Source organism: Bifidobacterium sp. ESL0827, assembly GCF_052606685.1.
In genome coordinates this window covers 1862441-1874939 of the sequence record NZ_CP199597.1, presented here as the reverse complement: position 1 = coordinate 1874939, position 12499 = coordinate 1862441, and the positions used below count along the sequence as shown (strand labels likewise).

At 52.4% G+C, this 12499-nt stretch carries 7 protein-coding genes; 2 read left to right on the top strand and 5 right to left on the bottom strand.

Annotation, left to right across the window (positions count from 1 at the left end):
- Nucleotides 1–8: 8 nt before the first annotated feature.
- From ACUIAI_RS07575 to ACUIAI_RS07560, 4 genes are all read right to left on the bottom strand, one after another.
- The gene (locus ACUIAI_RS07575; RefSeq protein ID WP_445342037.1) at nucleotides 9–1265 is read right to left on the bottom strand and encodes an FtsX-like permease family protein; all 1257 of its coding nucleotides are present in this window, start codon (nucleotides 1263–1265) and stop codon (nucleotides 9–11) included.
- 170 nt (nucleotides 1266–1435) lie between these two features.
- Nucleotides 1436–2101: an ABC transporter ATP-binding protein gene (locus ACUIAI_RS07570; protein WP_231575806.1), complete on the bottom strand. Its 666-nt coding sequence runs from the start codon at nucleotides 2099–2101 to the stop codon at nucleotides 1436–1438.
- 329 nt (nucleotides 2102–2430) lie between these two features.
- Complete coding sequence (locus ACUIAI_RS07565) at nucleotides 2431–4473, bottom strand: protein kinase domain-containing protein (protein ID WP_445342036.1); 2043 nt, start codon at nucleotides 4471–4473, stop codon at nucleotides 2431–2433.
- Nucleotides 4474–4556: 83 nt separating this feature from the next.
- Complete coding sequence (locus ACUIAI_RS07560; protein ID WP_445342035.1) at nucleotides 4557–5132, bottom strand: class III lanthionine synthetase LanKC N-terminal domain-containing protein; 576 nt, start codon at nucleotides 5130–5132, stop codon at nucleotides 4557–4559.
- Nucleotides 5133–5987: 855 nt separating this feature from the next.
- Between ACUIAI_RS07560 and ACUIAI_RS07555 the strand changes: the two genes are divergently transcribed.
- Nucleotides 5988–9035 carry a cation-translocating P-type ATPase gene (locus tag ACUIAI_RS07555; protein ID WP_445342847.1) on the top strand — a complete coding sequence of 1016 codons (3048 nt, stop codon included), beginning with the start codon at nucleotides 5988–5990 and terminating at the stop codon, nucleotides 9033–9035.
- Nucleotides 9036–9163: 128 nt separating this feature from the next.
- On the opposite strand, the gene ACUIAI_RS07550 is transcribed toward ACUIAI_RS07555, so the two are convergent.
- Nucleotides 9164–10528 (bottom strand): NosD domain-containing protein, encoded by a 1365-nt coding sequence (locus ACUIAI_RS07550; RefSeq protein WP_445342034.1) that lies wholly within the window; start codon nucleotides 10526–10528, stop codon nucleotides 9164–9166.
- Nucleotides 10529–11201: 673 nt separating this feature from the next.
- Between ACUIAI_RS07550 and ACUIAI_RS07545 the strand changes: the two genes are divergently transcribed.
- Entirely contained in the window at nucleotides 11202–12491 is a 1290-nt protein-coding gene (locus tag ACUIAI_RS07545) for an ABC transporter substrate-binding protein (protein ID WP_110413561.1), read from the top strand.
- Nucleotides 12492–12499: the final 8 nt, after the last annotated feature.

Below are 12499 nucleotides of genomic sequence, written 5' to 3'. Positions count from 1 at the left end.
GGGGGTGGTTACTCACCGACTGCACGTGATATGACCCTCACAGAATCCTCGGAACGCGCGCACAGCGCCTGCACGCCTGTGACGAGGGCGCCTACGACAATAGCGAGGAGTGCGATGACCGCCCAATATCCCCATTGAACGCTTATCTTTGCGCTTCCCAGATATCGTTGCAGCATGAAGGCGGTGCCGCAGGTGCTGAGCAGTGTGACGACGAAGGCGAGCAGCACCGAGGTGACCATCGAAATGAGACCATCGAGGGCTCCCAAAATGCGCAGCTGTCCGGTACTGGCACCGGATACGTATGTCAGCGCCAGATCCAGGCGTCGCCCTCGTGCGGTAATCATCAATCCGGAGATTGCGCCCACCAAAGCGATGATGAGCGCAGGGCCGAGCATGGCCATCAGGTTCGTCAGTATATGTGGGTTCACGTTCATGGAATGGCCGTTGCTGGCGAAATTCTTGAGGCTGTCGGTCAGCGTATGCAACACACCAGAGAAAGTCATGAGCAACGACAAGCCGGCCGTCATGGGAATGATGGTCGCGTTCTGTCGTTGGATCCTCCCGACGGCCTGCTGCCTGGCGAGTTTCCAGGTGCTGAACGGCAGGGGGAGAAGATGCGTCCATCCTTTGGTGAACCAGTGCATGACATAGGGAGCCAGAACAGCCAATGCGAAGATCAGGAGGAACATGCCTCCCATGGAGAACCCAATGAATCCTGTCACCCTGGACTCTATGGGATTCCTGCCGGAAATGTGCGTGGCGAGCTCGCCAGGGTCTATCTTGCGTGTAGCTGTCCCCGGGATGATGAGCACGCATATCGCTCCCACGAGCAACGATGTGCCCAGCAGAACACGGAACGCGTTCACTTGTCTCGGCGGGTTTTGTGACTGCCGAAGCGCCTCTATCGGCCTGATCTTGGATAGTGTGCGCACGGTCAGCACCGCGCCTGCAAGGACGGCGACTCCGGCAATGGCCAATCCAGTGCCGATGGATGCCAGCAGCTGGGTTGCTTGATACGTCAGTTTCAGCTCGAATGCTCTGGCCAGGAGGTCGAACAGATATGGTGCTGCCAGCGGCGTCAGGAGGGATGCCGCTACTGCTGCCACGATGAATAGGACGATGATGATAGCCAGATTCCCGAAGAGCAGCTGCCAAGGCGTGGCGCCTTGAAGGACCAGCAATGCTAGTTGGTGCCGACGCTGGTTCAGAGCGGCGGTCACGACCCACAGCATTACGAACACGGCTATGACCACGCTGAACAGCATTGCTGGGCCGGAAAGGTTGGCGCCTAGCCCGGCATCCGGTCCGTGGTAAGCGGCATCAATAGCCCTGCGCGCGGCGACAATAGTGCACACAGCGGTCTGGGAAACGATTAGTGACAGCCATACGCCTGCCCATACGGCCGGGGCTGCTTTCAGATCAGAGAGTGCGCCCCTCATATACCGGCCCCGCTCTCCGCATCGGCGTTCAGCACGTGGCCATCACGGACCTCAACGATCTGGTCGCACTGTCCGGCTACCTCTCCACTGTGGGTCACTATTACTACGGTCCTGCCCGCATCCATAGCCAGACTTTTGAACACCTGCATGACCTTGGCGCCAGATTCCTGATCCAAGGCTCCAGTCGGCTCGTCGGCGAAAATGATATCTGCATCGGAGAGTAGCACTCGTGCAAGCGCGACACGTTGCTGCTCTCCGCCTGAGAGCATCGTCACGCTCCTTTTTTTCTCGTTTGCCAATCCGAAGTACCGCAACATCTCATCCGCTTTTTGCTTGGGGAGTCGACGGCCGCGCAGGGTGAATGGCAGCGCGAGGTTCTCCTCCACCGTCATGCTCGTGATCAGGTTGTAGGACTGAAACACGAATCCCAGATGCCGACGCCGAAACCGAGTGAGCGCGGACGCTCGCATATGCGTGATGTCATGCCCTAGAAGGGAGATGCTTCCGGATGTCGCACGTTCCAATCCCGAAAGGCAGTACAGCAAGGTGGACTTTCCGCTGCCTGAGGGGCCGACAATCCCCGTGATTCTTCCGGGCTCAGCATGGAAGTCGACATGGTCGAGGATGGTGATCGAATCATCCTTCCTCGGAGTCACCGTCATCGTCAATCCATTTGAACTCACTGAAGCACCACTCATCACCGTTCTCCCATCATCGCCGTTCTCGCGACTTATAAATCTTCATCAGAATAATGCTATGGATGCCATACAAGGATGGCACCCATAGACTTACATGACTGTTGTCCTTGCCATCATCAAGGCAAAAATGACAGCCCATGCCATTTTGGTGAATACGTCATCGCAGTGGCATATTTTTGTGGATCAGTCAGTCGCATGACCACCAGCTCCAGCTGCTATCATGCCCACCGCCGTGGCATGCAAATAGGCTGGCGCCGCTATGGTGAGCGACTTCATCATTCATGGCGATATCGCTATTTTGCAGATCGATAATGTTGTGCATTTTGTCGCCTCCTTTCATATTTAGTGCTATTTTCGATGTTGTTTCCATTGAAAAGATCGTTAGGGCAGACGACTGGCAAGAAAGACCATGGCTTGCCTATAAGGCTGTTTACTGCTGAAATAACGCCAGCTGAGCCTGTCGAATAATCGCAAGAGAGCCTTAGATAGGATTCTCCGGGCAGATACAGGTTGTTATGCCAGATGAGTCCAAACTGATTAAAGCTTTTCCAATGAAGGTCTAGTATTCTTTTGGAATTCGGAATCCATGGCGCTGCCAAGTTTAGTGCAGCAATGATACCGGCTCTGCCATGATACAAACCTGAGAATGCGTACAATGTTGAAGAGCAGGCTTTTATCAACGAATCCCACTCATCGGCAAATAAAGAATCGTCGTGTGCTGCCCTGCGCAGAGCGCAAACAGCAATCAGAATACCCGCAGATCCTTTTTCTAGGTATGGCAATGATCGATTGTATTGGTCCAAGGTGCCTCGCACGCCGAAATCGTCAATAAAGTTGCCGCACAGATCGTTCTTTATACATGCGGTAGCCATGTCGAGATTTATTGAGCTTTTGTCGTTGCAGGTCTGAGATGCGGCTATATTAAGCAATGCAAGCCCGGACCAGCCCTTCAAAAGCCCTTGGTTGGAATCAAAGCTCTTTGTTGTGGCAGCGTCTTTGACGTCGAACAGGAGCGTATTCAGTCGATTGCAGATTTCCAGTCCCTGCTCTGTAAATGAATCGTTCTTTTTGGCATGGCCATATGCGAGCAATGCCAAAGACAAACCCGCAAGGCCAGATTCCAAGCTCAGATCAGAAGCAGACCTACCATACTGCAATGATCTTTCAAGAAGGAATTCCGCTTCTTTATCATGATCGGTTTCGGCATCCAACATGGCAACACCGGTAATGCCCGTGAACAATCCAAAATCTACGTCGGCGCGCTCACTGTCTCTATAGACGGCATCCGTCAGCCATGGGATATCTGTCTTCGGAATCTCTTTTTTCGCTCTGCATAGAGTCAGGAAAACACCCGCGGCCCCTGTCTTGATATTGGCATATGCGAGCCTGTTGCCTTGAGACACATCTGATGGGTAAAGGAAACCTGGTGTCGAATGCCTTGCTGCTTGTATGCCATCGATTAGCTTATCGCTGAACGATAGCAAGTCCATTTTTGTGACGGGTCTGTTTTCAGGGAAACAGACGATTGCCGCATGTGGGGGATCATGGGGAGTGAAAAACACGGGCGTAATTGAGTTTTGCGATGGATAACGATTGTCAACTGCCGTGACTAAATCTCTCGCTTCTATACCGTATTCCCTCTCAAGGCGATTCAGCATTTTCGGCCAGTAATCCGGACTCAGCATCGCTATTGCGCTTGTCGGATAGAACAAACTCGCCAACACTCGCGATACGCCAAACCAGTCTGCTTCCTCTGGAGTGAAGTGAGCGGGGGCCAAATAGCCCATGGCATTGCCAGTTGTGGATTCTTGAGAATTGAGTTGCCGTGCTGATTCAAAATCTATGAATTTTATATCACGACCATCATTTATGACGATGATGTTCGAGGGGTGTATGTCGCCATGTGCGTAGCCGAAGCTATGGATAGTCGTAACCCCATCTATGATTTTCTTACCGAGTTTGATTATCGATTCCTTGTATACGTCACGAGATGACGAGGATCTATCGGAGGTCGGGTAGTGCTCGGCCATCCAATTATTTATCGAGGTACCGTCCAGGTATTCCATTTCTATATAGCGATGTTCCCAGGCCTTAAATCGTCTAATAGGCGTAGGAGCAGTATTGCTCCCATGCAGCAGATTCAGCATGGTCCATTCGTTGTTTAGACGGATGGGAGCTGCTTCATGCCGTTGGTCCAACCCGGCATATGCTCTTGCCTCTTTGAGCAGAGACATATCACCATTGGTTTTCTTGGCGAAGTACACGCCTCCACCATTAGAAAAGTAAATAGGTTCAATTTTCTGATAATCATCAAGCGGAGACGCCAACGTCTCCATATAGGCTCGATATGCCTGGTCCACAGATTTCGGACGATGGATTCTGGAGGAGGGATTTATAAAAAAAGGAGCCCTGTGATCCTCTACCAAAAGCCATCGACATTAGGGATGCATTCGATATTCTTGCCTTCTGTATTCTGCTCGGCAATGGGAACAAACCCGCCGTATCGAAAATATATCGGGCTTCCACCATATCTGATGTCACTCAAAATGTAAGGGCCTTTTTCATCGCCAATAGTCTCCATAAGCGCGGCAACAATTTGATCCAGTTCATCATCCCCGGAAGGATATATCGTCACAAACTTCCCGCTACTGCTACGATTGGCATACTTCGAGTTTGCTTGGAAAAGCTGATTCGGAGAACGTAAAAATTTGAATACTGTTCCCCTCGGTACGCAACAACGAATTGCAGCGGAAAGAATCTTCTCCGCATTTTCAGGAGTGGCTGAGAGATGTATCTTCCAGCCGGCTACTCGTAATCTGCGCTCATTCGTGCCTGCGTACGTCCAAGGGACTGAATGAACGACTGACCAAGATGGCGGTATTTGGGACTCTGCGTGCCAGCCAGTCTGCTCCTCATCTTGCAGTTTTTGGTAGTTCTCAAAGAAGAAGGGGGAATCAGCGCTAATAGCTCCGTAATACTTTTCTTCACCGATCATGTACCCGGACTCCTCTTTGTAGCCGAAGCGTTACATGCACAATATCTTTAGTTCTTAAACTACATCAAATTATATCATGCTGATTCTCGGCGATTTGCGCATTGGAGACTAATACGATTGTTACAACTTCAGAATCAAACAAGTTTTCGATTGACGCCAAAGCCGGCATTCAGAAAACTGCTTGCAAACATTAAAAGATGTTGATGAAAAGGGTTCATTTCCTTTGGAGTCTTCGCGCTACGCCCGCGAAACGGCCTGACGTATGCAGTGCCAGAGTCACAGGAATTGCTGGACGGGCGACAAGGAACTGATGAAGCTGAGAAGGCGGCGCCGCATCACTACCTGCAGATTGTATGGGCTTTGCGAATGCCATGTCGGCAATGTCGCTCGTATGCTGCTTGTATGAGGGATACAAGGCAACCGGGCTTTTCGTTCCCAGACTGGTCCGCAACTAGGTGCTGAGCGGATCAAGTGGAAAACTGACTGGAGACCCCGATCCCAGGTGGGCTGATTCATAGTGTCCGCAGGCTGGCTATGTGGGGGTCGAACGATGACCGCTGCTGGGGCTGGCCAGGCTCAGAAAGTATGAAACGCCTGCTGCTTCGCCCTGGAGCAAAGGCCTTGACGACTTCAGCCGTGTTTATGTATATTATAAATTTAACTTGGCAAGCATCCACGCAACGTTTTGGTCTGGCCGCTTCTGATTTCTTCCAACGGGCCTCTGAAGCGTTGACTACTCCGTGGCATAAGCAGGAGAGTGGCATGACTGGGTTGACCAGCGATCCCAAGCATGAGCAATCGACAGATACCGGCGTGATCCCGACTGCAGGGCAGGGCCATGAGCAGAGGCGCAGAGTGAATGGCCCCGTCCTCAAGGACCCTTCTATAGTAGGTGTCGATCAGGTTGCCCTTGCCCTGAATGTGGACCCCGACCGGGGCCTGGATGAGGCCGAGGCGGCGCGTCGGCTGGACAGGTTCGGTCCTAATGAGCTGGCTGGAGCGCCTCCCGTTCCTGCATGGAGGAAATTCCTTCAACAGTTCAAGGACCCCTTGGTCTATCTGCTTCTGGCAGCCACGGCCATTTCGTTGGTGGCCTGGGTGGTGGAACGCTCACATCCGGCATCAGGAGGCGGGGAGCCCCTGCCCTTTGATGCCATCGTCATCATGATCATCCTCATCCTTAATGCCGCCCTGGGGTACGCTCAGGAGGCTAAGGCCGAGCGGGCTGTGGATGCTCTGGCGAGCATGACGGCCCCGCACGCCTCGGTGCTGCGAGGCGGCCGGGTGGTCAGCCTGGAGACCAGCAGGATCGTGCCTGGTGATGTAGTAGTCCTGGCTGAAGGCGATTCGGTCGGCGCCGACGGAAGACTGTTCCAGGCCGCGGGTCTGCGCGTGGCCGAGGCATCGCTGACCGGCGAGTCGCTGCCGGTGGGCAAGCGGCCCGGTCGGCTGGACCAGCCCAAGGCTCTGGGCGACAGAACCAACATGGTCTTCAACGGCACCGCAGTGACCCAGGGGAACGGGCGCATGATCGTCACCTCTACTGGTATGGACACCCAGGTCGGGAAGATCGCCGACATGCTGGCTGATACCCAGGAGGAACCCACGCCCCTACAGAAGGAGATGGCCCGCGTCTCCAAGCTCCTCGGACTGGCCGTCTGCTTGATTGCCGCCCTGGTTTTGGCTGCTTTGGCCCTGATGGAAGGCTTTCAGACAACCCAGGATCTGATTGATTCCCTGCTCATGGCCGTATCCCTGGCCGTAGCTGCTGTGCCGGAGGGGCTGACTGCCATCCTGACCGTGGTCCTTGCCCTGGGTGTGCAGCGCATGGCCAAGCATCATGCCATCGTCAAGAAGCTCAGCTCGGTTGAGACGCTGGGGTCGGCATCGGTTATCTGCTCCGACAAGACGGGGACGCTGACCCGTAATGAGATGACCGTTGAGCGGGTGGTTGTCCCCTCGGGGCAGGTTCGGCTCACTGGCACCGGGTATGCCCCTGAGGGAGCCATGCAGCCGGTCGAGGCTGGAGAGCCTAATGGCCAGCTGACGGACACCATCGATTCATCTCTAGCTGAGGCGGTTGAAGAGACCCTGATGGTCGGGACCATCGCCAACGACGGAGACCTTCACTGGCAGGCGGACGAGGCCGAACCTAATTCCCAGGCAGAGTCTGGATCCGGACAGGGTCACTGGCAGCTCGTCGGTGATCCCACGGAGGTCTCGCTGATTGTCGCCGCGCGCAAAGTCGGTTCCGATGCCAAGGCTGATGGTTACCGCCGTCTGGCCGAGATTCCCTTCACATCGGAGCGCAAGCTCATGTCGGTCCTGGCCGCCCCGAATGATGGGGGCGAAGGGCAATCACGCCTCTTCTGCAAGGGCGCTCCCGACGTGCTGCTTGGCCGATGTGACCGGATTCTCGATGGCGGCCAGGTCAGGCCTATGACCAGTGCCGATCGGGAGAGGATACTTGCCCAGGTCAGCAGTCTTTCGGCGGATGCCTATAGAACTCTGGGGCAGGCCTTCCGGCCTGTGTCCAACCAGGAGCTGTCATCCCTGACCGAAGTCGATGAGGGGGAGGAGCTGTCAAGGACGGTTGAGACAGATCAGAAGAAGGACCAGTTGTCTCAGTTGTCTCGGATGTCTCAGCATGCTCCAGCGGTCCGCCTATCTGCTGACAAGGTGATCCAGGAAAGCACCCGACTGGAGAACAATCTGATCTGGACGGGCATGGTCGGCATCATCGATCCGCCCCGCACCGAGGTTCGTCATGCGGTGGATCAGGCCCACAAGGCCGGCATCAGAACGATCATGATCACCGGCGACCATCCGCTCACTGCGGCCAGAATCGCAGGGGACCTGGGTATCATCAAGCCCGGCCAGCCCGCCTGCACTGGCGAGCAGCTGGATGCCATGGACTCGGATCAACTTCGGGAGACCACCTCCAAGGTCTCCGTCTACGCCCGCGTGGCTCCAGAGCACAAGTTGAAGATCGTCAAATCGCTTCAGGACCAGGGCAATGTTGTGGCAATGACCGGCGATGGCGTCAATGACGCCCCTGCTGTCAAGACTGCGGACATCGGCGTGGCCATGGGCATCACCGGGACCGAGGTCACCAAGGAATCAGCCAAGATGATTCTGGCGGACGACAATTTCGCCACCATCGTCCAGGCCGTGCGAGAGGGCCGGGGCATATTCGACAACATCCGCAAGTTCCTGCGTTACCTGCTCAGCTCCAACATGGGCGAGGTCTTCACGGTCTTTGGCGGTGTGGTCTTCGCTGGTCTTCTGGGCATATCGCAGCCCGGCATGGCGGGCGTCACCGTGCCGCTGCTGGCCACCCAGCTGCTCTGGATCAACCTCCTGACCGATGCGGCTCCCGCGCTGGCCATGGGTGTGGACCCGCAGACCGATGATCTGATGGATCGCCCGCCCCGATCCATCAACGACCGGGTGATCGACCGGGACATGTGGGTTGACATTATCTACATAGGACTGGTCATGGCTGCGGTCACCCTGATCGGCATGGACATACATCTGAGCGGCGGTCTCTTCACCGACAGGTCCGTCCAGGCGATCGGTCACGAGGCGCAGATCAGGGAGGCGCGGACCATGGGCTTCACCATCCTGGTCTTCGCCCAGCTCTTCAATGCGCTAGCATCTCGATCCTCTCGGAAGTCGGCCTTCCTGGGACTCTTCAGTAACCTCTGGCTCTGGGGTGCCATAGGGATCTCGATTCTGCTCCAGCTCCTGGTGATCTATGTGCCCTTCCTGGGTGAGGCTTTCGGCACCGTTCCCCTCCAGCCTCAGGCCTGGCTGGAGTGCATCGCTTTGGCCTCCCTGGTCCTGGTAGCTTCGGAGCTGCGCAAACTGTTCAACTGGACAGTCAGACAACTGCCGGTTTGACCTCTCCTCGCCCCTCCCCCTTCCCTTAGGAAGGCAGATAATACGTTGGTATATCAAAAAACCGGAAAGTTGGTTGATTACCGTAAGTCACTTATTTCGTCACTTTATGAGCATGAATGATTCCGCGATCAGACAGGCTGCTCCGGCAATGGCCTGCATGCATTGCTGGTTTTGTCCATCCTGATCTGGGAACTGGTTCCAGTATCGAGAATCATGTTATGAGAAGAAGGAGGATCAACCTGCACCGCGAGGAAATTGATCGATCTGGCAGCTTCTCCAGAAAGCATCGCTGTGACCTGCGTTGAGAAACAAGAATCACTGCTGTCTTTTTCTTCCTCTTCTAAGGAATCTTCTGTTTCTGTAGTCGCTACAATATGGTTACTGGCAATGTAATTGCCGGAACCATTGATGAGATGAATGATGACTGGCGTAGTGCCAATGGGATTAATGCTGGTGCTATCCAAAATATCTGAAAAATGATTGGCAATCAGTGAATTGTTATTGCCATCAATACGCACAATGCCGTACAAATCGTTCAGTCCGTTGTCGTGGTCCTGCATCGGAGGCCACGGTTCATGTGCTCGATAGATATGATTTGCGGCTACCAGATTGTCCGAGGAATCGTCTCGCAAATCTATCATTCCGGGGTAGAAGGAATGTAATCTATTGCTGGTGATAGTTGAGCGTACAACGTTTTTGAAGTAGATGCTGCTGGCACCTCGTGGGAATATATTATTGCTGGAAATTAGCAGTCCACCGAAGTGCTCAGCGAAGATCGAATACCCTTTATAGCCTGCGCCGATAAGGTTGTCGGTTATTTTCGACGCTTGTCCCCAATCTCTTAGTTCAATGCAGTTTCCACATTCAGCGATGAAATTATCATGGATGCTTAAGGCATCGGCTTGCTTGATGATTATGCCATGTTCTAGGTAAACCAGCCCCATGCCATTTACCCGGAAAGAATCTTGAGCACATGCTACATAAATACCGGTTTTCCCATTGATATAGGTATTTTCAGGATTCTTCTCACTCGACCCGTCGTCTACAAAATGCAGACCATCGATGCAGAAATGGGAAAATTCGACCGAGCTAATTCGCGGACTTCCATCCCTTTTGATGAGAAAGGCTGCGGATGAGGTTTCATCATCCTTCCTCGGTTTGAGGTTCACCAGTATTCGGCTTCCTCCGGGCCATAGCTCATGTAATGACTGCTCGTTTGCCTGTGAAAGATTGAAACGAATACTCGACGATGTGAAACCGTGACCGGAGCCAACGATAGAGAGATAACTAATGTCAATAAGTACTTGTGTTTCCAGATGGTAATCCCCCGGGGGAATGAATATGGTGGCCCCAGGTTTCCCTCCTTCATCCAAGTCGATTTGGCTCTGATTCCGTTTGATGTCTTTGATCATGCTGTTGATCACTAGGCCTATATCCTTGTAGGGATCTCCGACTGGCCATTGCGTCACATCATAATAGGTACGACTGGTCATCTATGTCCTCCTTGAACGGTTGTTGTCTTGTAGCTACTGTGCTGCTGAACATTGCTGGGTACTGGGTCTATTCGCGGTGCGCTCTGGGATTCCATGCATCTGTGAATAGATACAACAGGATAATCATAAATGAATAATTGTCATATTTCAACCGATAAATATAGTATTTCATGGTTAAAAATGGCTTATTTACAGTGATTGGCAGAATGCTTGCTATTTATATATTAATCGGTTGACATATACTCTAAAAAAACATATATTGTTCTTGTCGGTGATGGCGCAGTGGTATCGCAAAGATGTCAGAACCCTGCGCAAATTCCCGATGACAAACAAAGGAGGTTTGGTCTTAACGGTTTCATTAAGCATTGGATGTTTTACGAATATTTGTCTGTAATCGTTCATGTTGTCAGTTCCTGACACAATGCGCGTTTGCGAATTGCATAGGCGTGAGAGCAAAGTGATGTTGCCTTGTTTTCTCAGATTTTTCATACAGAACAATGCGAATAAACATGCGGTAATGCAGTGAAGTCAATATGCCGAGCATACGAAGCTTCAAGGGTAGCAATGCGTGGAGATGATGTTATCGGTGTATCTGAACCCTCATCGGCCATGGATCGCGATTGATTGCTTTCGCCTGTGTTTACAAGCGGTGAGGTGGAAGAAAGGTTAAACAATGAAAAAGGCTATAAAAGAGGTATTGGCGGCTGTAACTACAGGTGTCCTGCTTATATCGGTGACTGCTTGCGGGGGGTCTGGGGGGTCTACAGGTAGCCCTAATGACAAGACTTTGAATCTATTGGTTGAGGGCGGAGGCCCGGCGGAAAAGGTAGCTCGTAGCAGTGCGGCTGAATTTGCGAAACAGACGGGTTACAAACTTAAGATAGATACTTCGCCTTATTCGGGTCTATATGACAAATTGAAGGCTGAAACTGATTCTGGCAAGGCCACTCATGATTTAGCTGTCATTGATGTTCTATGGTTTTCCGCTTTATCCAAAGGGTTGTCCTCTCTTGATGGGGTGCTTTCTCCAGCTGAAAAGAACGATCTGATGCCTCAACTTGCGCAAGGCGGTACGTTAAACGGGAAACTGCTTGGTATTCCTACTTGGACCAACTCGAAGATTCTGTTATATAGAAAGGATCTGTTCGAGAATGAGAGCAACCGGCAAGCGTTCAAGGCTCAGTATGGGTATGAATTACAAGTTCCCACCTCTTGGAAAGAGTATCGGGATGCGGCGAAATTCTTTACTAAGGATGGAAACTACGGGACTGCTGTTGTGGGGCAGACTGGCGCTGATTCGGTAACTGGTTGGCTGGAATTCGCCACTCAGGCAGGTGCCAAAAATCTTGTGCTAGGCAAAAATAATAAGCCTGATCTACAAAGTAAACCTTACTCGGATGCCCTGCAATATATGCAGAATCTGGTAAAGGATGGCTCTGTTCCTTCCGATTATCTATCGCTGGGAACCAGCGAAATATCGAATATGTTCAATCAAGGCAAACTTGCGATGCAACTTACATGGGGTCATTTCTATCTAGCTTCGGCCAAGGAATTGGGTGACAAGGTCGGTGCTGCGCCAATGATAGGCGGTTCGGCAGGTATCGGAGCCATACCTGGACCTTGGTATGAAGTGTTATTAAAAAATTCTAAGAAACAGGATATAGCCAAGAAATATTTGAAGTTCATGTATGGGAAGAATGAGGGTTACATGAAGGAATTGGGCGTAGCTGCCCGTAGGAGTGTTTTCAAAAAGTACGAGAATAATCCTCAATATGCTCATATCAAGGCGTTGGAGGCTACTCTAGCGGCCAAGCAAACCCAGAATCGCCCTGCTACCAGACTTTGGGCACAAATAGAAAGCGAGACTTTATCGCCAATGGTTCAGAAAGTGTTTAAAGGCGCTAATGCCAAGGAGGAGCTAAAGGCGGCGCAGCAATCGATTGAAAGCCTATTGATGGAATAGGTCGGCAA